This window comes from Bacteroidota bacterium (genome assembly GCA_016706865.1).
Lineage (GTDB): Bacteria > Bacteroidota > Bacteroidia > Chitinophagales > BACL12 > UBA7236.
In genome coordinates, this window is the sequence record JADJIS010000003.1 from 2,286,406 (window position 1) to 2,310,226 (window position 23,821).

18 protein-coding genes, 1 tRNA gene and 2 pseudogenes are annotated in these 23,821 nt (G+C 35.4%); 7 read left to right on the top strand and 14 right to left on the bottom strand.

Translation table 11 applies throughout. The features are described 5' to 3' along the window. Positions 1-147 precede the first annotated feature (147 nt). The 11 genes and pseudogenes from IPI31_19045 to pruA form a co-directional block, all read right to left on the bottom strand. On the bottom strand, positions 148-1,515 hold the full coding sequence (locus IPI31_19045; protein ID MBK7569918.1) for a dipeptidase: 1,368 nt from the start codon (positions 1,513-1,515) through the stop codon (positions 148-150). A gap of 588 nt (positions 1,516-2,103) precedes the next feature. Continuing rightward, entirely contained in the window at positions 2,104-2,976 is an 873-nt protein-coding gene (locus tag IPI31_19050) for a 1-aminocyclopropane-1-carboxylate deaminase/D-cysteine desulfhydrase (protein ID MBK7569919.1), read from the bottom strand. 105 nt (positions 2,977-3,081) lie between these two features. Beyond that, complete coding sequence (locus tag IPI31_19055) at positions 3,082-3,390, bottom strand: GIY-YIG nuclease family protein (GenBank protein ID MBK7569920.1); 309 nt, start codon at positions 3,388-3,390, stop codon at positions 3,082-3,084. Between the two features lie 201 nt (positions 3,391-3,591). Next, a tRNA-Ala gene (locus IPI31_19060) sits at positions 3,592-3,665 on the bottom strand. After that, a pseudogene (lpxB, locus tag IPI31_19065) lies at positions 3,656-4,806 on the bottom strand (lipid-A-disaccharide synthase). Before lpxB ends, IPI31_19060 begins: the two are co-directional and overlap by 10 nt. 11 nt (positions 4,807-4,817) lie before the next feature. Then, positions 4,818-5,135 (bottom strand): hypothetical protein, encoded by a 318-nt coding sequence (locus IPI31_19070; protein MBK7569921.1) that lies wholly within the window; start codon positions 5,133-5,135, stop codon positions 4,818-4,820. Positions 5,136-5,139: 4 nt separating this feature from the next. Continuing rightward, positions 5,140-5,982: a 5'/3'-nucleotidase SurE gene (gene surE / locus IPI31_19075; GenBank protein ID MBK7569922.1), complete on the bottom strand. Its 843-nt coding sequence runs from the start codon at positions 5,980-5,982 to the stop codon at positions 5,140-5,142. Positions 5,983-6,055: 73 nt separating this feature from the next. Next, positions 6,056-7,603 (bottom strand): PD40 domain-containing protein, encoded by a 1,548-nt coding sequence (locus tag IPI31_19080; protein ID MBK7569923.1) that lies wholly within the window; start codon positions 7,601-7,603, stop codon positions 6,056-6,058. Positions 7,604-7,614: 11 nt separating this feature from the next. After that, positions 7,615-8,571 (bottom strand): PorP/SprF family type IX secretion system membrane protein, encoded by a 957-nt coding sequence (locus tag IPI31_19085; protein ID MBK7569924.1) that lies wholly within the window; start codon positions 8,569-8,571, stop codon positions 7,615-7,617. Further along, the gene (locus tag IPI31_19090) at positions 8,568-9,818 is read right to left on the bottom strand and encodes a gliding motility-associated C-terminal domain-containing protein (protein ID MBK7569925.1); all 1,251 of its coding nucleotides are present in this window, start codon (positions 9,816-9,818) and stop codon (positions 8,568-8,570) included. Before IPI31_19090 ends, IPI31_19085 begins: the two co-directional genes overlap by 4 nt. 14 nt (positions 9,819-9,832) lie before the next feature. Continuing rightward, positions 9,833-11,461, bottom strand: a complete 1,629-nt coding sequence (gene pruA, locus IPI31_19095) for an L-glutamate gamma-semialdehyde dehydrogenase (GenBank protein MBK7569926.1) — start codon at positions 11,459-11,461, stop codon at positions 9,833-9,835. Positions 11,462-12,239: 778 nt separating this feature from the next. On the opposite strand from pruA, the gene IPI31_19100 reads away from it, so the two are divergent. Beyond that, positions 12,240-13,397: a T9SS type A sorting domain-containing protein gene (locus IPI31_19100; GenBank protein ID MBK7569927.1), complete on the top strand. Its 1,158-nt coding sequence runs from the start codon at positions 12,240-12,242 to the stop codon at positions 13,395-13,397. Positions 13,398-13,402: 5 nt separating this feature from the next. On the opposite strand, the gene IPI31_19105 is transcribed toward IPI31_19100, so the two are convergent. Continuing rightward, complete coding sequence (locus IPI31_19105) at positions 13,403-13,900, bottom strand: hypothetical protein (GenBank protein ID MBK7569928.1); 498 nt, start codon at positions 13,898-13,900, stop codon at positions 13,403-13,405. A gap of 83 nt (positions 13,901-13,983) precedes the next feature. On the opposite strand from IPI31_19105, the gene IPI31_19110 reads away from it, so the two are divergent. After that, positions 13,984-14,784, top strand: coding sequence for a class I SAM-dependent methyltransferase (locus IPI31_19110; GenBank protein MBK7569929.1), 801 nt, complete (start codon positions 13,984-13,986; stop codon positions 14,782-14,784). A 211-nt stretch (positions 14,785-14,995) separates the two neighbouring features. On the opposite strand, the gene IPI31_19115 is transcribed toward IPI31_19110, so the two are convergent. Both IPI31_19115 and IPI31_19120 read right to left on the bottom strand, forming a co-directional pair. Beyond that, positions 14,996-15,895: a T9SS type A sorting domain-containing protein gene (locus IPI31_19115; protein MBK7569930.1), complete on the bottom strand. Its 900-nt coding sequence runs from the start codon at positions 15,893-15,895 to the stop codon at positions 14,996-14,998. Positions 15,896-16,039: 144 nt separating this feature from the next. After that, positions 16,040-17,084, bottom strand: a pseudogene (locus IPI31_19120) (tryptophan 2,3-dioxygenase). Between the two features lie 248 nt (positions 17,085-17,332). Here IPI31_19120 and IPI31_19125 point away from each other — a divergent pair. The 5 genes from IPI31_19125 (at position 17,333) to IPI31_19145 (ending at position 23,821) form a co-directional block, all read left to right on the top strand. Next, entirely contained in the window at positions 17,333-19,753 is a 2,421-nt protein-coding gene (locus IPI31_19125; GenBank protein ID MBK7569931.1) for a DNA translocase FtsK, read from the top strand. Positions 19,754-19,809: 56 nt separating this feature from the next. Beyond that, positions 19,810-20,457 (top strand): outer membrane lipoprotein carrier protein LolA, encoded by a 648-nt coding sequence (locus tag IPI31_19130; protein ID MBK7569932.1) that lies wholly within the window; start codon positions 19,810-19,812, stop codon positions 20,455-20,457. A gap of 427 nt (positions 20,458-20,884) precedes the next feature. Beyond that, entirely contained in the window at positions 20,885-21,385 is a 501-nt protein-coding gene (locus IPI31_19135; GenBank protein MBK7569933.1) for a hypothetical protein, read from the top strand. 200 nt (positions 21,386-21,585) lie between these two features. Beyond that, positions 21,586-22,812, top strand: a complete 1,227-nt coding sequence (locus tag IPI31_19140; protein MBK7569934.1) for a hypothetical protein — start codon at positions 21,586-21,588, stop codon at positions 22,810-22,812. A gap of 400 nt (positions 22,813-23,212) precedes the next feature. After that, positions 23,213-23,821 (top strand): NAD(P)H-dependent oxidoreductase, encoded by a 609-nt coding sequence (locus tag IPI31_19145; protein ID MBK7569935.1) that lies wholly within the window; start codon positions 23,213-23,215, stop codon positions 23,819-23,821.

Genomic DNA, 23,821 nt, shown 5'->3' on the forward strand with positions numbered 1-23,821 from the left:
AAAGTCTTTTATTCACCTTGTTTTTTGCGCCGGCAAAATTCTGGCTGTTTATTCGTGAATTAGTGGCTTTCTTTTACTACATATTACGGATAAAAATTGCCACAAATGCACCGATAAAATATTCATGCATTTGTGGCAATTAAATTATTACTCCATCTCCGAATAATATTTAAAAAACCAGGGCAGAGTTTCTATTCCTTTATAATAATTGAATAAACCGTATTTTTCATTTGGTGAGTGAATATTATCACTATTTAATCCAAATCCCATTAAAATACTTTTTGCTCCTAATACCTTTTCGAATAAAGCAACAATTGGAATACTTCCTCCCTCGCGAGTTGGAATTGGTTTTTTACCAAAAGTTTTTTCCATTGCTTTTGCACTTGCCTGTAATGCCGGAAAATCCATCGGAACCACAACAGGTTCACCGCCGTGATGATGTGTTACTTTAACTTTTACATAATCGGGTGCAATAGCTTTAAAATGTGCTTCAAAAAGGTCTGCAATTTTATGTGATTCCTGATTAGGAACCAATCGCATCGAAATTTTTGCGAAGGCTTTGGAAGGTAAAACTGTTTTACTTCCTTCACCGGTATATCCTCCCCAAATTCCGTTCACATCTAATGTTGGACGTATAGAAACGCGTTCCAGTGATGTATAATCTTTTTCTCCCTTCACTTCATTTACACCGAGATCTTTTTTATATTCTTCGAGATCGAAAGGAGTTTTGCTCATTTCTTTTCTTTCTGCTTCGGAAACAATTTCCACATCATCATAAAATCCTTTCACAGTAATATGACCGTCCTTATCAATTAATGAAGAGATCATATCACATAAAGTATTAATAGGATTTGCAACACTGCCACCATAAACCCCGGAATGCAGATCGCGATTCGGGCCTGTTACTTCCACTTCCATATAACTCAATCCACGTAAACCAACAGTTATGCTCGGAACATCGTTTGCAATAATGGAAGTATCGGAAATTAATATCACATCACATTTTAATTTTTCTTTATTTTCTGAAATAAATCCTCCTAAATGTGCAGAACCAACTTCCTCCTCTCCTTCTATAATAAATTTAATATTACAAGGCAAGGCATTATTCTGCATCATTGCTTCAAATGCTTTTACGTGCATGTAAACCTGACCTTTATCATCACAAGCGCCGCGAGCATAAATATTTCCATCTTTAATTACCGGTTCAAATGGTGGTGAATCCCAAAGTGAAACAGGATCGGCAGGTTGAACATCATAATGTCCGTAACACAAAACAGTGGGTTTTGAGGGATCAATTATTTTTTGTCCGAAAACGATCGGGTGACCGGCAGTAGGGCAAACTTCCACATTATCGGCACCGGCTTTTCGCAAACTTTCGGCAACTGCTTCAGCACATCGCGCCACGTCTTCTTTATATTTTGGGTCGGCGCTTACGCTTGGTATGCGTAACAGAGTTAGCAACTCTTCCAACAAACGATCCTTATTTGTTTCAATGTAATTATTGATGAAATCCATTGTAGTTTATTTTGTGGTAAAGTTAAGCAAAAAGCGGGACACGGGATACAGGACACGGGATACAGGACACGGGACACAGGACTTGATAAAGGACAAGGGAAATGGACATAGGATTACTTTTACTTAAAATTATATTTTATTTTCTAAATGATAAATTAATGTGACATGGAAAATATATATCTTTTATTTTTCGAAATATTCTTCGTGAACATAGAATCTTTGTGCCTTGGTGGGAAAAAAAAATATGTAATAGAAATTAAAATAACATTCCAAAATATATTTCTTCGCGAAACTTTGCGCTCTTTGAGCCTTTGTGGCAAAAAAAATATGTAATAAAAATTAAATTAACATTCCAAAATATATTTCTTCGCGAAACTTTGCGCCCTTTGAGCCTTTGTGGCAAAAAAAATATTCAATAGGAAATTACTCTATCATTCCAACTAAAATTACTTCCCGTTTCCTGGGAAGCGGACGCTTCGTTGAATGTTGCACCAGCCCGAGGCTGGCGCTATTTTACTTCGTAAAATACAAACATCCGGAGGCGGGATGTTTGTATTTTTTTGCAAAAAAAGGGTCTACAAAAACAACTCACCTGGCAAACCGATAATTCCATCCCATCCAACCTTGTAATCCACCTGTATGAATGATGCAAATTTTTTCGGTGGAGGGTATTAATTGTTTGTCAATTAAATCAAAAACTGCGTAACAAGTTTTTGCAGTGTAAATTGGGTCGAGTTTGATGGTGTAATTGTTTTCAAATTGTTTAATGAATTTTAATAATGTTGGGTCGTATTTGGCATATCCGCCGAAATGGTAATCTGTATTTATATTCCATTCTACATTATTCGAATTGTTATTATTTTGGAGTAGCGTTTTAATATTATCCGTTAAAATATCTTTTCCTTTTAGAACAGAGATCCCTGTGATCTTTGATTTTAAATCAGGGGTGGAAATTAATCCTGCAAGTGTTCCACCTGTGCCGGATGCACAGAAAATTTGATCGAATTTATTTTCAAGTCCAGTTAATATTTCTGAACAGCCTTTTACTGCTAAATGATTTGTTCCACCTTCAGGGATTAAATAAAATTGACCGTATTTTTCTTCGAGGGTTTGCAGAAATTGTTTGTCGTATTTATTTTTATATTGTTCACGGGAAACAAATAATAATTCCATGCCTTCATTGCGTATAAATTGCAGGGTGGGATTTTTTATATCATCCTCACCCCTAATAATACCTATAGTTTTAAATTGATATTTTTTTCCTGCGACAGCTGTTGCGTGAATATGGTTGGAAAATGCTCCGCCAAATGTGAGTAGTGTATCAATAGATGATCTTTTTGCTTCTTCCAGATTGTATTTCAACTTGAAATGCTTATTTCCCTGTATTTCGGGGAATGCAAGATCCAAACGCAGAATATCTATGGAGTGGCCTTTGTATTTGATTTGAGAGATTGGAGTCATATTGGTGAAAGTAGAACAAAGTTTTTAAAAGTGCCTGTTTTTTAGGGAGATTGTGGGTTTTACTTGTTGGTTTCAAGGTGGGGGAGCTTAGAAAAAATCCCTAAATCAAGTTTCATCATCCGATATTTGAACACCCAAGCTTTTGTATCCCATCTTTAAAAGAGAATTCGCAAGCATAAGTTTAATAGTTTTTTTCCCCATGGTTGTTTTAAAATATTTTTCTCTCTTTCTGGCATCTTCTTCAAATAAATAAAATTCACAAAAAATTAATTTTAACGGAGTTCTATTTCGGGTACTAATTGCTCCACCGTTATTGTGATTAATAATTCGCTGTTCAATGTTGGAGGTATATCCTGTGTACAATAATTTATCTTTTTCACTGAAAAGAATATAAACACAAAAAGGCAAGGGCATGCACATAACTTTAAGGGGTTAAACACTTTAAAATTAATTACTATTAATTAAAATTCTAAATTTAAATAACTCTGATTTGAAATCTGCGTTCAGTCCTAAAGCAGAACTCCCTGCGGTCGTTCGCTTCAGGACACCGTAAAGCAGAAAAACCGTCGTGAAGTAGAACGGAGTTCACTTCACGACGGTTTTTCTGCTTTACGGTGGAGATAGTGAGACTCGAACTCACGACCCCTTGCATGCCATGCAAGTACTCTAGCCAACTGAGCTATACCCCCGTTTTGGGCAAAGATAAAGTATTAATATCAACTTGTGATTGGAGAAATTGATAAATTAATTTGGCAGTTCTTTCGGAGGCGCCGGCGTTGCCGAGTTTGTCTTTTAAAATTTGATACTCTTCGCGCATGGTCGATCTGTATTCATCATTATAAACCAATCTTTCAAAATGAATACGCAGGTTTTTTTCGTTTAATTTAAATTGAATTAATTCAGGGACTACTGCCTTACCCGCAATTAAATTCACCAGCGATATATATTTCACTTTAATAAGTTGTTTTGCAATGGCGTAAGAAATTACGGAGCCTTTGTAACACACTATTTGTGGCACATTAAACAATGCCGTTTCCAAGGTTGCCGTTCCTGAGGTTACTAATGCAGCCTCACTGTGTTGCAAAATATCGTACGTTTGGTTTAACAGATAATGTACATTGTGCTCCCGTACAAATTGTGTGTAAAAATTTTTATCTATTCCCGGAGCACATGCTACAACAAATTGAAATTTTGGAAAATGTTTTGCCATCGATAACATGATGGGCAATTTTACAGCGATCTCCTGTTTTCTGCTGCCTGATAAAACTGCAATTATCGGATCAAAAGTAAGTGCATTTTTTTATAAAATAAAGGGTCTTTAATTTTATCGGAAATTTCATCCAAAAGCGGATGACCTACATATTCCACTTCGTAGTTAAATTTTTTATAAAATTCTTTTTCGAAGGGAAGAATTACATAGAGTTTATCTACATATTTTTTTAATATTTCCGCACGTGAACTTTTCCAGGCCCATAATTGCGGAGAAATATAATACAATACTTTAAATCCCACTTTTTTTGCAAATGGGGCAATACGCAAATTAAATCCGGGATAATCCACCAATATCACACAATCGGGTTGAAATGCAGTAATATCTTTTTTACAGAGTTCAATATTATTTAAGATAGCCCGCAAGTGGAGAGCTACTTCAATAAAACCCATGTATGCAGTTTCTTTATAATGTTTGAAGAGATGAACACCCTGCTCCTTCATTTTATCTCCTCCAAACCCTCGAAATTCTGCATTTTTATCCAACAAACGGATCTCCTCAATAAGATTTGATGCATGCAGATCACCTGAGGCTTCACCGGCAATTATATAATATCGCATATCACCATCAATTAAGCAAATAAATTAGAATTATGCAATACATAATAATACACCAACATAAAAATTGCAAATAAAACTGTTACTATTCCTACACCACGTAAACAATTATCTTTTCTTACGCGTATATAAATAACAAATGGAATTATATTAAAAAATACGGCGAGTGTGGCAATAAATCTTTCTGTTACGCCCTCAAACGCTCTTCCGTTTATCGTTATATTTCCAATAAGATTATTATTCAAAGTATAAAAGGCATAAAATACAGTAACTGTAAAAAATGTTGAAACCAACATGCCCACAAAAATATTATCTTCCTGTAATTTACTCATAGTCTTATCCTAGATCGTGAATTTTATCGGAGGTATCAATAAATATATGGTCTTTGTTTTCAGAGGGTTCATCCAATTTCCAGGTATTATTAAAAAAGCTGATCGCGTGATGTGCTGTAAGATCAAATTGCACCGGAACCACCGAAACAAAACCATTTGAAAGCGCCCATTCATCGGTATCTTCACCTTTGTCGTAATTCACAAATTTTCCTGTAAGCCAATAATATTTTCTACCGATAGGATCAAATCTTTCATCGTATTCTTCTTCCCATTTGGCAACCGCTTGTCGGCAAATTTTTATTCCCAATAATTCAGCTGCCGGCAGATCGGGAATATTTACATTTAATAGTGTAGCGTTTGGCAAACCGAAAGTGAGTATTTGCTGTGCAATGATGTTTGCATATTTTGCAGCGCCGCTAAAATCAGCATCCTGAGCAAAATTCAACAATGAAAAACCAACCGCGGGAATTCCTTCTATACTTGCTTCCACAGCAGCACTCATTGTACCTGAATAAATTATATTTATCGAAGAATTTGAACCGTGATTAATTCCTGAAACACAGAGCTCCGGTTTTTTATGCAAAATTTTATCCTTAGCAAGTTTAACACAATCAACTGGAGTTCCACTGCAGGAATAAGCTTCAATATCTCCGAAAATATCCACTTTTTTTAACCGCAAAGGATCATTCAGGGTAATTGCGTGTCCCATTCCGCTTTGAGGTTTATCAGGTGCAACAACAACTACCTGCCCAAGAGGTTTTACCGCTTCAATTAATGCACGAATTCCCGGTGCATGGATGCCATCATCGTTGGTAACTAATATAATAGGTTTATTCTTATCCGACATTAAAAAAAATTTAAATAGATATATTCAGTAATTTAACGAAAAAAAATTGATATCTATTCGATTCTGATAGAAATTAATTGTCAATCTTTTGGGTGATATTTTCTGAATCGGGAGTGGGAGTATTTTCAATATTTCCCAAAAGCGGTTGCAGTTCCACAGGTAAAATTCCATTACTGGACCTAAGGCTTCCAAGATTATTTACCACCTTATCTAAAAACCCTTCTTTAGAAATTCTGATCGACATATTTGAGCCTGTCAAGGCAGAAATATCACAACTTCCATTTGCATCAGTTTCGCATATTGGTTGTGTTTTAGGACTTTCCACAAATGTGATCAGCGCCTTGGTAATTGGTTTAAGGTTTGTATCGTAAATATAAATTTGGGTAATGGGTAAAGCTTCTGTTACGCCATAAATATCATCACTTCCCACCCCTCCCGGCCTGTTGGAAGTCAAATACCCTCTCCCATTTTTTATTATAAATCCGAAGTCGTCGAATGAGGAGTTTAAAGGTTTTCCCGCATTAACAGGAACCGACCAATGTTCACCTTCCCGATGTGTTTTAAAAACATCCAAACCTCCGAAGCCTGGTAACCAATTGCTGGAAAAGTATAAGTTTCCTTCAGGATCCATATAAGGGAATAATTCATCACCCGAAGTATTCACAACCGGTCCCATATTTTTTGCGCCGCTCCATCCATTACCTTTTTTGGTTACGAAATAAAGATCAACTCCACCATATCCTCCCGGTTTATCGGAAGAAAAAATTAAAATAGAACCATCAGGTGAAAGTGCAGCATGTCCAACCGAATAAGACTTTGAATTAAACGACATTGGTTTTGGTGCCAAAAATTTATTGTCAATATAATTCGAATAAAACATTTCGAGTTTTACTTCATCATCTTTGGAAGTAATGGTTCTGTTTTTATTGTGGTTATTTCTTGTAAAATAAAGTGTTTCGTCAACCGGGTCATAACATGGAGAAGCCTCATGCAGATCGCTGTTTATTGCAGCATTTAATTTAACTACCGACCATATCGTATCATTTTTCATTTCACTGAAATATAGATCATAAAATGGCAATCCGGTGTTATAGTTAATTTCATTTCCCCCGCTGCCGGAAAAAATTATTCCTCTTTTAAAAAAGGTTGGGGTCATTTCAGAACCTGTTGTATTTATTCCAATAGAGTCAAGAATATAAGTTGCAGGTTTTCCTTCATTTGCCAAAGCCCAATCGCAGGTAGATGCGAGATAAAATCCTTCATCCTCATAAGCACCATATTTTAAAAACCAGGTTTTTGCTGATCTGTATTTGCCATTACTCTTTAAAAGGTTAGCATAGTTATATATAATCGTGGCGTCAGCAGTACTTTGATTTACGATAACTTCATACCAAAATTCAGCTTCCATATTCATGTTCATATTCCTGTAACACTCAGCCAATTTATAGTTTATATCATAATTATAACTTTGTTGTAAATATGCAAGATAGATTTTTGACGCCTCGCTGTAAACTTTATTTTCATACAATTTATCGGCACGTTTTATATAATCTTCCTGTGCAACAACAATTTGTATTGTTATCAAACTAAAAAGCACCAAAACTATTTTTAATTTATACATAAGTTATTATTTCAGAAAAACCTTGGGTTTTTAATGAAGGTATTATTTTTATGAAAACGATATATAAGGAATACTTCGTGTGTAGGACTTAAAAAAGCTACATCATCCGTAGTTAAGGTGTTGTAAGAATAACCTAATCCTGCGTCGTGTTTTTGTAATATATTGTCGGAGGAGAACATATATTGTGCAACAAAATTAAAGCTGTTATTTGTTCTATACCCTCCACCTATCATGAGTGAATTATAAAAAATTAAATTGAGGTTAATATCCAGTTGAGATGGAATATTGCTGCTCATTTTAAAAAGGGCATCAGGTTTTACTGAAAAATTATCTGTAATTTTAATTAGCACTCCTGCAGTTGCAAAAATATTGGAGGTCTGGTCAAATGCATCGTCATAAGTAGAATCGCTTGCTGTTGCAGATTCATCATTACTTGTGAGTAATGTTGGGGATGAAAATCCGAGATAAAATTTATCGCTGTGCAGATATACGCCGGCACCAAAATTTGGTTTAATATAAGTATCCACTTTACCGTCGAAGGCAGGATCGCCATCATTAAAAGCATCCAATTCCTGATAATTTATTGAGTAATTGGTAAGTGAAGCCTCCAATCCGATTGCAACAACCAATTTATTATTTATATGTGCACGATAGGCATAATCCAATCCCACTGAACTTGAGTTGGTTACACCAATTTTATCGTGATAAAATTTTATTCCTAATCCAACTTTATCATTTGCAACCGGCAGATGTGCAGAAAAGGATTCGGTGGAAGGAGCTCCTGTAATATTAACGGAATGCCTATGAACAAAAAAGTTTGTTTCAAACGCACCTTTACTACCTGCATAAGCGGGATTAAACACCAATTGATTAAAATGATATTGCTCGTAAAGCGGCAGATTTTGTGTAAATACATAACCGGGCAATGTAAACAATATCAGAATATACAATAAACCTTTTCTTTTCATCTCTTTATTACTATAAAACCGGTGAATGGATCTACTGCTTCTTCAAGCCGCAATACATAAAAATAGGTTCCTTCCGGAACGTCGCCTGATGTGGAAACAAATTCCGTGTTTGATTTACCATTCCACATTTTTACGTCGTTACTTGTTTCAAAAACCAAACTACTCCATCTATCATATATTTTAATATTGTATTTAGGATAATTTTCAATACCGACAATATCCAATACATCATTAATTCCATCTCCATTTGGTGAAAAGGAATTTGGAACAAAAACAAGATCATCAATTATTACCGTTTCGGATACAACTACATGAACAAATGCTGTATCACAAAGAGCTGGAATATTATCATCGCAAACCACATAAGCAAAATCATCAACAGTTTCTACAGAAGAACTATAATTAATTGTATTTGATGCTGATATTTCTGCAACTCCGGTAATTCCGGGAGTGATCAATTCTGTAATGGTCAAACCGTCGCCATCACCATCGAAATCGTTCGCCAATACATTAAAATCAGAAGGTATATCAATTAAAATATTAAAGGTATCGTTTACCGCAACTGGTTTATTAAAATTGGTGGTAAGCACATTAATATAAACTGTAGCAGTATCACAATAAATTTCAGAGCCTAATTTACATACGCGATAAATAAGCGAATCTTCCCCAACAAAATTAAAAGCGGGTTCATAATAAATGTACTCCCCAATCTCCGGAAAAAAAGGTAAAATGGTGGTAGTACCCGGAAAAGCGTCATCCAGTATTTCAAATTCCAACCCTTGCTCATCCACATCAATATCATTCAACAATAATTCAATATTGAATGGGGTATTGATATAGGTATTTACAAAATCGTTAACTGCAATAGGTGCATCATCCACTGAATCAATTTCTATATTTACGAATGCAGTTCCGCATTCGTCGGGATCGGTATCGGCACAAATGGTATATTCAAAAATATCATCACCCGCGTAATTTGCATTTGGCGTGTATATGATCCAATCATTCGCATCATCAATTGTTGCCAATCCGTGAACAGGCGGAATAGAAATAAAAATATAAATGTCAGATTCCAGTGTAAGATTTATATCATTTGACTTCACATCAAAAACAGCTCCTTCATAGTCTTCGATTATATTGTAGGAATCATCTCCGGTAATCCAAAGCTGGGCTTTCGAAACAAATACGAAAGACATAAACAATACTACCAAAAGTGCAGATCTCAACTCACTTCGTTTAATCATCATCCAAAAATAGAAATTTATTCTTCAATTAAAAACGGATATCGGTAATCAGTTGGTGGATTAAAGGTCTCTTTTATAGATCTCGGAGATACCCAACGCAACAGATTGAGGATGGAACCTGCTTTATCATTGGTTCCTGAGGCACGAGCGCCGCCAAATGGCTGTTGTCCTACTACAGCTCCCGTTGGTTTATCATTTATGTAAAAATTACCGGCTGCGTGACGCAATTTGTTTGTCGCGGTAATAATTTCATACCTGTCCTGAGAAAAAATTGCTCCTGTTAAGGCGTAAGGCGAGGTGGTGTTCACAATATCGAGCGTTTCTTCCCATTTATTCTCATCGTATACATAAACAGTAAGCACCGGTCCAAAAATCTCCTCGCACATGCTTCGGTATTTTGCATCTTTTGCAAGTATTACCGTAGGTTCAATAAAATATCCTTTTGATTTATCAAAATTTCCACCCGCAACAATCTCCAAACCATCCTCCTTTGCTTTAGTTATATAGCCGGAGATGGTGTCAAATGCTTTTTCGTCAATAACAGCATTTATAAAATTAGAGAAGTCGTCAATAACTCCCATTTTCATACTTGCGAGGTCTGCCTGCACGTATTTTTTTACTTCAGGCCAGAGGTTTGAAGGAATATAGGCTCTACTGGCCGCCGAACATTTTTGCCCTTGAAACTCAAATGCACCGCGACTCATTGCTGTTGCAAGTGCGTTTGGATGTGCACTTTTATGAGCAATTATAAAATCTTTACCGCCGGTTTCTCCCACAATTCGAGGGTAGGTTTTATACAGTGCTATATTTTCGCCAATAGTGGTCCATATCGTTCTAAAAACCGAAGTTGATCCTGTAAAATGTATTCCGGCAAAATCCGGATGCGAAAAAATTACCTTTCCGGCTTCAGTACCACTCACATGTACAAGATTTATCACTCCATCAGGCAATCCGGCTTCCCGTAAAATTTCCATAATAACCCATGCGGAATAGATCTGGGTGTTAGATGTTTTCCAAACTACTGTATTTCCCATCATTGCCGGAGCAGTGGGCAAATTACCTCCAATACTGGTAAAATTGAAGGGTGTTAAGGCAAAAACAAATCCTTCCAAAGCCCTGTGTTCCATACGATTCCACATCCCGGCACCACTTTCCGGTTGGTCAGTATACACCTTGGTCATGAACTCTACATTAAATCTCCAAAAGTCGATCAACTCACAGGCAGCATCAATTTCCGCCTGAAAACAATTTTTGCTTTGAGCAAGCATTGTTGCTGCATTCATTTTATATCTGTAGGGTCCTGTAAGAAGGTCGGCAGCCTTTAAAAAAATGGCAGCTCTTTGCTCCCAGGGCGTATTTTCCCACTGAAGCTTTGCTTTTAAGGCAGCATCTATAGCCATTTTTACGTGACTTTCATCTCCTTTATGATATACACCCAGTGTATGCGCTAATTCATGTGGCGGATGGATAGCGATCGTTTTACCGGTTCTCACCTCTTTTCCATCGATAAACATAGGAATATCAACCGTTCTGGACTTAAGTTCGGTGATTGCTTCTTTTAATAATTTTCGCTCAGTAGTGCCGGGAGCGTAACTTTTTACCGGTTCATTAAGTGCCTTTGGGACGTGAAAAAATGCGTTCGACATGATTTATTTTGTAGTAAGATGTAAAGATAATTGACAATTGACAATTGATAATTGATAATTGACAATTGAGAATTGAGAATTGAGAATTTGAACAGCCGCTGCGTCGATCACTGCATGTTTCAGTTCGGGGTTCTGACATGTAGTAGATCTCCTGCGTCGATCACTACATGTTTCAGTTCTGAGTTCTGGGTTCTGAGTTCTGAGTTCTGGGTTAACTCACTACTGACCATTCACTACTTACCCATAGGTTATAAAACGAACGATAATTTTTAGGTTGACCAACTCATTACTCATTACTCATTACTCATTACTCATTCAAAGCGATGTAGAAACTTAATTTCGAAGCAAAATCTTGCTCGCGAAGACCTGCGACTGTGACTGTGACTGGACCTAAATTCTATCAACCCCAACAATAAAAAATAAACCCTTAAAAAAGGAGTTTATTTTTTACATGACCTAAGGCTGTGTGTGGTGATTTTCATGTTAAATTAAGTTGGGGGTTAAATTGAACATGGAAATAGCAGAACTTTTCATACTCGAAAAACAGAAAATGAAATGTGACATAAAAATAATCTGTTGGAAATAAGTTTCTGTTAAACAGGTGCCAAAACCCCGCTAAAAACAAATTGTTATGATAAGTGTATCAAAATTGCTGATAAGTGTTAAACCATAAATGGGTGGTGATAAAGAAAAATCTTAAATAAAGCCACTGAACCATTATTTTAAGAAGGTGTTTTACTGATAAAAGGCCTTATCTTTAGTGCCCAATAAAGTAAATATGCGTTTTAAGATAATAGTATTAAACCTCTCTTTTTTATTTTTACTGCCGTCGTTTGGGCAGATCACGATAATAGATACCATAGAAAGTGGAGGGCTGGAGCGGAATTATCGTTTATATATCCCCACAGCCTACGATGGATCTGAACCAGTTCCGTTGGTTTTGAATTTACATGGTTACACCAGCGATGCTTTTGGACAAGATCTTTATGCAAATTTTCGGGTGATTGCAGATACGGCAAATTTTTTAATTGTATTGCCAAATGGAACTTTGGATGGAATTGGCAATCGTTATTGGAATTGTTTTACTGAAAAAGGAATTGGAGTGGATGATGTTGCATTTTTAAGTGATCTTATTGACAGTATTTCTGCAAATTATAATGTTGATGCAAATCGTATTTACAGCACCGGAATGAGTAATGGTGGATTTATGAGTCATGCCCTTGCATGTGAATTAAGTAATAAAATTGCAGCCATCGCAAGTGTTGCCGGAAGTATAGATGAAGACAGATTACCGGCTTGTGATCCACAACATCCCATGCCTGTGATGCAAATACATGGTACAGCAGATGATGTGGTACCTTATGAAGGAAATCCTGATTTTATACCTGTAGAATCTGTAATTGATTACTGGACCAATTTTAATAATTGTGATGAGGCTGCTGAATTTACTGCTATAGAGGACATAGTTCCTTCCGATTCCTGTACTGCAGAACATTTTGTTTATGGTGGTTGTAATAAGAATATCAATGTGGAATTATATAAAATTATTGATGGCGGACATACCTGGCCGGGAACAGCGCTTACTTTTCTTGGAGTAACCAATCTCGACATAAATGCATGTAAAGAAATATGGTATTTTTTCAGTCGCTATAGGTTGGATGAATTAACTTCAGTACAACCTGATCTTACATCCCCAAAAAATAATATTATAATTCAACCTAATCCGGCTTCAGAATTAATTAATATTAATATATCGAATAATGAATTAATTAATTCGATAATATTATATGATATTAAGGGGAGAAAAATATTGACATTGGAAAATCTCCAAATACTCAATTATACATTACAAATTAATGATTATGCGAATGGAACCTACTTTATACAAGTAATTGGCAAGGAATTTAATTCTACCGTTTCATTCATAAAAGAATGAAATTATTATTCCATTTTGCGAACACAAACCATATTATAATAATCTACTTTCTGCACATCGTACCAGGTACCGTTGTAGGTATATAACGAAACCGCCTGAGTACCGGAAGCTTCGGTGGATGTCCATAAGGTCATGCTACCAGACCATCCGAATTTATCAATATTAAGGTATATTAATTCCGCCTCATTTTTAGCAGGCAGATACCAATTATCAAAACCTCCTGCAATGCTGTTATCACACACTTTAGCGGCGTAATCTCTTCCCTCATATCCCGAATTATCACCAACTGCCAACAATATTGCCTTTGAATTGAGCGCTCCATCCTTTTCACTTTTTGCCGGCAAACCTATCTCATCATATCCTCCCCATTGAATTTTTTCATTAGCCGTGAGATCAAGCACTTGATATTTAGTATCACCTTTTTCAATAGTAACAATGTTTTGTGCCTGGCTGAAAACAGGTGAAAATAACACGAAGGATAGGGTAATAATGGAATTTTTCATAACATTTTTTTTATAAAGATATAAAAAAATAGAAAGCAACAAATTTTTTTATTACTGAACTTCAATCCTCTTATCTTTATGTTATGGATGAGAATAATTACCTGGAGATCAACAGAGAACTCTGGAACAAAAGAACGGGTGTACATTACCACAGCGAATTCTATGGAGTAAAAACCTTTTTGGAAGGAAAAAGCACCTTGAATAAAATTGAACTGGATCTTGTTGGAGATGTAAAGGGAAAAACATTGTTACATCTTCAATGCCATTTCGGAATGGATACCTTAAGTTTTGCCAGAATGGGAGCTGAAGTTACCGGAATCGATCTAAGTGACGAGGCAATAAATAAAGCAAATGAACTAAAACAAAAATCCGGTTTAAATGGTAATTTTATTTGCTGCGATCTTTATGAAACACGTAAACATTTAAAAGAAAAATTTGATATAGTTTTTACCAGTTACGGAACCATAGGTTGGTTGCCCGATCTTAATAAATGGGCAGAAATAATTGCCGATAGTTTAAAACCCGGAGGCATATTTATTTTCGCAGAATTTCATCCGGTTTATTGGATGTATGATAATGCAGTTTCAAAAATTGAATATTCTTATTTCAAAAATAAAGATATTATTGAAGAAGAAAAAAATACCTATGCCGATAAAGATGCTGTTATTGAATTAAAATCAATAAGCTGGAATCACAGTTTACATGAAAGTATTTCTGCTTTGTTGAACCATGGATTAATTTTAGAAAAATTTGAAGAATTTGATCATTCGCCTTATAATATTTATCAAAATGCGGTGGAGGTTGGGGAGAATAAATTTCAGATAAAGGGGTTGGAGGGGATGATGCCTTTGGTATTTGCACTTCGTGCAAAAATGAAAGAATGAAAAAAAAGGGGAACGCGGATGACGCGAATTTAGCGGATTTAAAGGGATAAAAAATGAAGGAATGAATGAATAAAAAAATGGGGAATCCGCCAGTGGGCGGACAGGCGCGGATGACGCGGATTGGGCGGATTTAAAGGGGATAAAAAAGAAAGAATGAAAGAATTAAAGAATGAAAGAATGAAGGAATGAAAAATGAATAATTCACACCAAATTAATTGTTAATATAAATTTTTTTAATCAGTTCCTTTTTATTGGAAGTTAATTTAACGAAATAAAAATTTGCAGGTTGATTAAGAACAAAATTTGAAAACTTTTCTTGAACAGAATTCGAATAAATTTCTTTTCCGGTAATATCATAAACGGATACTTTTACTTCAGCATCCAATTCATTCAAATTTATATAAATGATATTTTCAAAACTATAAACATTAGCATTTAAAGTATTTATTTCGGAAATTGAAACGGTTGTTGTATCGCCTATTATATCTCCTGCATGGATACCAACATCGCATTTTGTTTCGTATGCAAAATCTTTTATTACTAGCTCCTTTCCAAAATCTTTTACATCACATCGCATCCACCCATAGTGAAAGCAATTAACAGTATCTTCAAAATAGAAACCAAGATAACGATCTGTTACTTCGGGATACCAACGACCTCCAAATGGCCAGTAGGAACTATATTCTCCTCTAAATCTGAAAGCCATGAATTGATATCCATCAAATTGAAAATTCATATTTTCATCGATCATTTCATTAAAAAGAACGGCGTATGGATAGTAATTGGTGGTAGCTCCATAAGAGGGGCTAATTGTATTCATTGTGCCAGCAATTTGATTGCCAAACTGCTCAGGTCCAACAATTTGCGCACTAAAATGAGAGGTAATATAACCTGACGAATATGTTGTCTTTAAAAATGAAAATGATCTTCTTAAAAAAGCGAAATCAATTACTCCATCGTTGTTCAAATCAACTATAAAAGTTTCTAGTTCCTGATCAATTAATGTGTCCGGGCTAATGTCAGTATACACTGCCTCACTATCAGCTTCTTTTAGCAAGAGGAAACTCACAGCGAAGGTGGAATATTGCAATAATCTGTTATTAGATTTCAAGTTTTTTGTTTTATAAATTGTATTTTCAGTTTTCTTCCATTTTCACTTAAGTGCATATTTATTTCTGAATTTAGCAGATACTGAGGAAATAGAAATTTAAATTGGGTTTTGCAACCTCCCAAAAAACAACAAATTATTTAACAATCATCCACTAAAGCCCAACCTACCTTTTAACTCTGCACTTAATTCGGGTAATTTATTTCTCTCCATTAGAAAACTGGAAAGTATTGCAAAATCTTTAAAAATATAATGTTTATTTAAAGCACCTTGCAAATATTCTTTTCCCGAGCTTCCACCGGTACCAACGCGGGAGCCTATCATACGGTGCACCATGTTGATATGACGGAAACGCCAGGTGGCAAGTTGTTCATCTATATCCAATAAATTTTGCATTAACTGAAATGGCATTTGTAAAATGGGATAACCGCGATACAAAGAAATAAATAAAGCGTTGCGCATTGCTTCAGAGCTCAATGCAGTGTGTTCACTTTTTGTGTTACTCAAAAAAACATCCTCAAAAACCTTTACATTTTGTTTTTCACCTTCTACCAGTGTGTTTTCGTAAATATGAATATAGTCGTTCCAAAAATCGTGATACATTGAATTATTTGGTGTAATGGTCTTATAATTTTTCCAAATATTTTCATCCCGGAAAAATGGCATACGTTTTAACCAGTCGTCAATTAATTCTAATAATGTTTTTTGAGATTCCACTTGTTTCACCAGATCCACATATTCGGGTTTAAGCATGGAAGTATAATATTCTTTTCCGTGACGATGGTCGAATTTTAATCCGAGTTTGGCTTCCAGAATTTTAAATTGCCAACTTTGAAAACCGGATGCCGGACGCAAGAAATCGCGAAATTCGTAAAAATCTAGAGGCGTCATTGTTTCCAGAATATCTATCTGATGAACAAGCACTTTAAGTATGGTAACAACCCGAGAACTTCTAGTACTATTGTTTGTAATTCCGGTGAATTGTCGTTTACTGTTTCTTTATTTAAAATAGCAAGAGCACTATCCACTTCAAAATGAATTTGTTTGAACCAAAGTTCGTATGCCTGGTGAATGATGATAAATAACATTTCATCGTGCGCATGCGCATTTTCCTTATCACTTTCCAATGCCTGTGCATGGAGAATTTTTCTAACTGCAGATATTCCGTGTATTCAACCGGTGCCTTACTCATTTGTAATTTTTTTCAAAATTAAGACGGCTTACTGCATTTTGAAAGCAAAAGAGGAAATTTATCCCAGCTGAACACGGAAAACAGAAATTAGCGGATAACTTTTAGTCAATTTGGCTATTCCACTTGCATCAGGCAATAAACTATCCACAATCTTAGACAAACAAATAAGTTTGTGGGATAAAATTGCGTTCAATTGCCGCAGGTAGTTGCCTACCTTTACCTTGAGAAAGTGTATACCCTAAAATCGAATGGCAGAAACTAAAAAGTCGAGTAAAAAAACAAAGAAAAGCAGTTTAGCTTTTTTAAAGGATGAGCGTTTTAAAAAGATCACGGGTGTGCTTATGGTGCTCATCAGTTTTTTTCTGCTGGTTTCCTTTGCCAGTTATCTTGTAACCTGGAAACAAGATCAGAGTTTGATCATCGACCATCCTTGGAAACAGGTGTTCAATACCTCGATTGATGTAAAAAATCACCTTGGCAACTTAGGCGCTGTTGTAAGTCATCAATTTATCTATTATTGGTATGGCATTGCAAGTTTTGCATTCGTAATATGGTTTTTCACTTTGGGTATCAATATATTTTTCAGCAAACGCGTTTTTAATAATGCAGTTATTATTGGCGAAGGAGTGGTAATTATGATCTGGACCAGCATCATGCTTGGGTTCTTTTTAAACAATGCCTCCTTTGCATTTGGTGGAGCCTTTGGTGTTGGCACGGCCGATTATCTGGAAAGTATATTAGGTAAAATTGGTGCAATACTTATTCTCACCGCAACCCTTGTAATTTATCTCATTTTATTCACAAAATTCAATTTCAGTTTTCTCCTTAATGTTTTCAAAAACAAACCCAAGGTTACAGATGCAGATCCTTTAACCGAAGACGATGTGTTGGTTGCGAACGAATTATCTGAAAATAAAGAATCCAAAGAAAATATTTTTATTCCGCCTGTGTATACCTCACGCACTGATATTGAAGATCCGGTGCAAATGGAATTAAAAAAAGTGGACCCTGTAAAGGATGTAGTTTCCCCAATTGCTCTGGAATTAGATGAACCGGTAATTGCCGAAACATTGGATGAAATTGATAATGAAAATACCGAGGAACTTCCTTTAGATATTGAAGAAGGTCAGGAAGAAAAGATAGCCCTGGAAAACCAGCATTACAATTTTGACCCAATACTTGACCTGCCTAATTATAAATATCCCGGAGTGGAACTTCTGGAGGAATATGGCAGTGAAACCGTTTCCATTAATACAGAAGAATTAGAGAGAAATAAGGATCAGATCATCGGCACTTTAAATAATTACAATATTCAGATCTCAAAAATAAAAGCCACTATTGGCCCTACAGTAACATTATATGAGATAATTCCGGCAGCAGGGGTGCGTATCTCAAAAATTAAAAATTTGGAGGACGATATTGCATTAAGTCTTGCAGCCTTGGGTATCAGGATTATTGCACCAATTCCAGGGAAGGGAACCATTGGTATTGAGGTTCCAAACGTAAACAAAGAAACCGTTTCGATGCGCAGCCAGATCAGCTCCGAAAAATTTCAGAGTGCAAAAATGGATCTGCCTGTTTGTTTGGGAAAAACCATTTCAAGTGAAAATTATATTGCAGATCTTACCAGAATGCCGCATTTATTAATGGCAGGAGCAACCGGTCAGGGTAAATCGGTTGGTATAAATGCAATTTTGATATCTCTTTTATACAAAAAGCACCCTTCGCAATTAAAATTTGTGATGGTGGATCCTAAAAAGGTGGAATTGAGTCTATTTTCCACCATCGAAAAACATTTTCTTGCAAAACTTCCGGGTGAGGAAGATGCCATTATTACCGATACACGAAAAGTGGTGCATACTTTAAATGCGTTAACTATTGAGATGGATACCCGGTACGAATTGCTAAAAAATGCACAGGTTAGAAATATTAAGGAATATAACACCAAGTTTATGAAGAAGAAACTGAACCCGAAAGAGGGTCATCAGTTCTTACCATATATAGTACTAGTAATTGATGAATTTGCCGACCTGATCATGACGGCAGGAAAAGAAGTAGAGATGCCTATTGCAAGAATTGCGCAATTGGCCAGGGCAGTAGGTTTACACTGCGTGATCGCAACACAAAGACCTTCCGTTAATATTATTACAGGTACAATTAAGGCGAATTTTCCGGCAAGAATAGCATTCAAGGTTGCAAGTAAGGTGGATTCACGCACCATTTTGGATGCCAGCGGAGCTGAACAATTGGTGGGTAGAGGAGATATGTTGCTTGCAATTGGAAGCGATATGATAAGATTACAATGTCCTTTTGTTGATACTCCGGAAGTTGACAAGGTGGTGGATTTTATATCAGATCAACCAGGTTATCCCGAAGCTTTCCAATTACCCGAGTTTATTGATGAACAGGCACAGAAGGAAAAAGCGGAAATTTTGGATGGCGAACGCGATTCGCTTTTTGAGGAAGCTGCAAAAATCATAGTTCAACATCAACAAGGTTCCACTTCATTAATTCAGCGCAGATTAAAGCTGGGATACAACAGGGCAGGGCGTTTGATGGATCAGCTGGAGGCTGCAGGAGTGGTTGGCCCGAACGCAGGAAGCAAAGCAAGGGAAGTTTTATTTAACGATATCACACAGTTGGAACAGTATTTGCAAAATCTCGATTAAAATCTTAAAAAACATCTGTTTCACCTTAATTTTGTGCTTATTCTAATTTATCGGTCATGAAAAAAATCATTGCATACTCGTTTATTCTGTTCCTGGGGACACAAGTTGCTTTTGCACAAACTTCTGATGCAGCAGCTGTAAAATTATTGAAATCTGTTAGTCAGAAATACGGCGGATTTAAAACCATGCAAATGGACCTTTCCTTAATTGTTGAAAATTTGGACTCTAAAAGCAAAGAAACCAAAACGGGAAAAGTGATGAGTAAAGGCAATATGTTCATTGCGGAATTAGGCAATCAAAAATTATTTTGTGATGGTAAAACATTATGGACTTATCTGAAGGATGTAAACGAAGTGCAGATCAATAATTTTGAAAAGGGTCAGGATATTATGACTCCTAATGATATATTTAAAATAGCGGAAAAAGATTATCTCGCATATATGGGAGAAAAGGTAACTGAAGGCGGAAAATCCTTACAGATCATTGAACTCACTCCAAAAAATAAAAGTTTGAGTTTCAGCAAAATAAAGATGTATGTGAATACTTCTGATAATTCTGTTATGAAGGGTGTGGTGTTCGATAAAAATGCTATTCATTACACTTATTCCATCAGTAATTTCAAATCAAATGTTGAAATGTCAAACAGTTCTTTCACTTTCGATAAAACGAAATATCCGGGAGTAGAAGTAATTGACCTCAGATAAAAATTGTTATAATACATGTAACACTTTCCTACCTTATAAAAAACGGAAGGTCTAATTTTAGATCTTCCGTTTTTTTGTGGAATAATTTATTCACACATATTCCAAACCAATAATAATTGCAAAATTTATACCGAATTAAATCTACAAATATTTATATTTTAATTCCACTTTAAGCCTTATTTAAATTGTGACTTTATATGTTGAATGTATACCCCAATTAGGGCATTAATTTACATAAATCAAGACCTTAAGCGAGACGAAATCTTGCATCACCTGATAATACCATGAGATTGTATATCATTGAAATTCAATATTTTATCTGAATTTTTAACACATTTGAACTTTAATATACTTATGTGGACTACCATTTGAATTATATAAATCTGAAGAATAGAAAAAATATAATTTAACTAAACAAATTAAGATTATGAAATATCTAGTATTGATTATGGCAAGTAGCACTATGTTTTTTGCCTGTAACAAAGCAACCAGTTGTAAACTGGGTTTTATGGGAGATGATTGTGATATACAAGAAACTCCACAAAGTATTACATTAAATTCATCGGAAGTTATGTCATTTCCGGGCACTAAGGCTGACGGATCTGCATGGGATCTTACAGATGAACCGGATGTGTTTTTCAGAATTTATGATGGTGGAGCTCAAGTTTACCAATCTGAAATTAAAACAAATGCATTAGCAGGAGAAAGTTTAGTGTTTACTGAAGGAACTCCATTTAATTTTGAAAATGTAACTAACAATTATACCATTACATTTTTTGATGATGATGCGTTATTAGGAGCTGAAGAAATGGGATCATTTTCCATAAGTTTATATACTTCAGACAATAACTTTCCTGAGGTTATCACTTATACAAACCCTGGTGGATCATCATTTGTGTTCAATTTTCATGTTGCATACAATCATTAATTAATAATAATTAAAAATTCCTTTTTAAATGCACACACCAATATTATAATCGATCATTAACAACTCAGAAACATACACTTTATTATTAAAAAAAGGTTTATGGTCTATTATTAAACTGAACTTTAACTCTGATTTATCAGGGTTAAAGTTTTTGTTTTAATAAATATTAAATTTTAATTGTTAATTAAAATTTGTTTAAGATGTCGATTAAACTAAAGTTGATCTTGTATTTCTTCACCTTGTGTTTCAGTTTATTCCAAATTGTTGCCCAAACATTAGTTCCAAATAATGGATTTGAAAATTTTGTTGTTTGCCCAATAGGCTTTTCCGAATTTACAGGAAAGGTTAGCAATTGGCAAAATCCAAATACAGCAACACCGGACTATATGAATGCTTGTGCAAATCCAAATCCTGCCGGTATGCCAAAAAATGGAATTGGATATCAGGTAGCCCACAGCGGAAATGGGTATACAGGAATTTATACGTTTTCAGGAACTACTTATCGGGAATTTATTCAGGTGCAATTGATCTCTCCTCTCATCGCATCACATACCTATTATTTTAGTATGTATGTTGTTTTACACAATAAATCGCAAACAGCAATAGACGATCTCGGGGCATATATATCTGTTACAGCTCCCAATACAACCGGTTTGGGAATGTTACCCGGCCTTCCCTACCCTCAAATATCAAATCCTTATGGTTCCGTAATTACGGACACTTTAAACTGGACATTGGTGGAGGGAACTTATATAGCAACCGGCGGAGAGAAATTTTTAACCTTGGGGCATTTAAAGAATGATGTTTCTACAACTTATTTACCACTTCCATATGGAACAGTTGGAGCGTATTATTATATTGATGATGTTAATTTGATCGATATTACTTTATTACCTATCACACTCATTGATTTTTCAGGAACATTACAAACGGATGATCTGAATAATTCCGTATTATTACAATGGTCTACTGAAAATGAAATAAATAATTGTTGTTTCAATATAGAAAAAAGCGAAGATGGAAATCAATTTTCAACTATCGGGGAGGTAAGTAATTCGGAAACTCTTAAGTATGCATTTATTGATGAAGAGCCCTTTATCGGATATAATTATTATCGTTTAAAACAAATAGATAATAACGGAGCATTCACTTATTCGAATATGATCACGATTAATAATTATGCATTATGCGATAATTTGGATGTTTTAGTTGTTAATAATAACATAATAATAGATTTACCATGTAAGGATGTTCGAAAAGTTGAATTGTATAATTTACTTGGACAAAAAATAATTTCCTACAACTTAACTGAGGGCAATAATACTTTAGGCATACCACCTGGATTAAATGGTATTGTATTACTTATTTTCACCGATGACAATACCAATATGGTCAAAACCACCACAAAAGTATTCATTCGCCAATAAAGTAATTATAATTATCTCTCTATGGAAAAAATTCCACACAGTAAATAAAAAAGTGGGACTTTACCCACCATTTTTTCGAGGCGATCGTTTTAACAACCGCCTAACAACCAATACAATAACAAGAAAATAACTACGGTTCCAACGCAGCCACCGCCCCATTTATAGGCGCCGGCACCGGCTAAAAGTCCTCTCCAAGGATTATTCATAATGATATATTTTTAGGTTTAAAGAAATATGATATCCTAATAGAAATAAAAAATCGTACCCGACAAATTAGACTTGTAAGTGGACCTGTAATAAAAGTGCGTTGGCAGCTTATAGTCTGACTCTCATAAAAGTTTAGATTTTTTATAAACTTTTTCCCAATAAATATCCTTAAAACTCTTTACTAAATTTGACCATGGCTAAAGTACTAGTGCTATTTGCGCACCCAATGCTGGAGAAATCGGTAACACAGATCGAATTGATCAAAAGTATCAAAGATCTGCCGGCAGTAACCTTTCATGATCTGTATCAACTGTATCCCGAATACGATATAGATGTTGACCGTGAGCAACGATTATTGGTTTCTCACGATATTATAGTTTGGCAATTTCCATTTTATTGGTATAGTTGTCCTCCCCTACTTAAACAATGGATCGACCTTGTTCTGGAACACGGTTGGGCTTATGGAAAAGACGGCAACAATTTGAAGGGTAAATGGTTGTTTAATGCAATTTCCACCGGCGGGCCTCAATTTGGATATCAGGAAGGTGGTTTTAACAAATATTCGCTGAACCAATTTTTAGCACCTTTCGAACAAACCGCAACCTTGTGTAAAATGTTATATCTGCCTCCATTTGTAATGCATGGCACACATCGGGCAAGTGGTGAGGAGCGCAAGATGTATGCTGATAATTACAAACAACTTCTGATTGGTTTAACGCAGGGGAGATTTACAGCAGATCAGATGAAAAAGGTAACCTACCTCAACGAACTTATTCCATCCACAATAATTTCAAACAATTAA

Coding starts and splice junctions, on each gene's coding strand:
- IPI31_19045 (MBK7569918.1), bottom strand. CDS start 1,515: ATGGATTTCATCAATAATTACATTGAAACAAATAAGGATCGTTTGTTG.
- IPI31_19050 (MBK7569919.1), bottom strand. CDS start 2,976: ATGACTCCAATCTCTCAAATCAAATACAAAGGCCACTCCATAGATATT.
- IPI31_19055 (MBK7569920.1), bottom strand. CDS start 3,390: ATGCCCTTGCCTTTTTGTGTTTATATTCTTTTCAGTGAAAAAGATAAA.
- IPI31_19070 (MBK7569921.1), bottom strand. CDS start 5,135: ATGAGTAAATTACAGGAAGATAATATTTTTGTGGGCATGTTGGTTTCA.
- surE (MBK7569922.1), bottom strand. CDS start 5,982: ATGTCGGATAAGAATAAACCTATTATATTAGTTACCAACGATGATGGC.
- IPI31_19080 (MBK7569923.1), bottom strand. CDS start 7,603: ATGTATAAATTAAAAATAGTTTTGGTGCTTTTTAGTTTGATAACAATA.
- IPI31_19085 (MBK7569924.1), bottom strand. CDS start 8,571: ATGAAAAGAAAAGGTTTATTGTATATTCTGATATTGTTTACATTGCCC.
- IPI31_19090 (MBK7569925.1), bottom strand. CDS start 9,818: ATGATGATTAAACGAAGTGAGTTGAGATCTGCACTTTTGGTAGTATTG.
- pruA (MBK7569926.1), bottom strand. CDS start 11,461: ATGTCGAACGCATTTTTTCACGTCCCAAAGGCACTTAATGAACCGGTA.
- IPI31_19100 (MBK7569927.1), top strand. CDS start 12,240: ATGCGTTTTAAGATAATAGTATTAAACCTCTCTTTTTTATTTTTACTG.
- IPI31_19105 (MBK7569928.1), bottom strand. CDS start 13,900: ATGAAAAATTCCATTATTACCCTATCCTTCGTGTTATTTTCACCTGTT.
- IPI31_19110 (MBK7569929.1), top strand. CDS start 13,984: ATGGATGAGAATAATTACCTGGAGATCAACAGAGAACTCTGGAACAAA.
- IPI31_19125 (MBK7569931.1), top strand. CDS start 17,333: ATGGCAGAAACTAAAAAGTCGAGTAAAAAAACAAAGAAAAGCAGTTTA.
- IPI31_19130 (MBK7569932.1), top strand. CDS start 19,810: ATGAAAAAAATCATTGCATACTCGTTTATTCTGTTCCTGGGGACACAA.
- IPI31_19135 (MBK7569933.1), top strand. CDS start 20,885: ATGAAATATCTAGTATTGATTATGGCAAGTAGCACTATGTTTTTTGCC.
- IPI31_19140 (MBK7569934.1), top strand. CDS start 21,586: ATGTCGATTAAACTAAAGTTGATCTTGTATTTCTTCACCTTGTGTTTC.
- IPI31_19145 (MBK7569935.1), top strand. CDS start 23,213: ATGGCTAAAGTACTAGTGCTATTTGCGCACCCAATGCTGGAGAAATCG.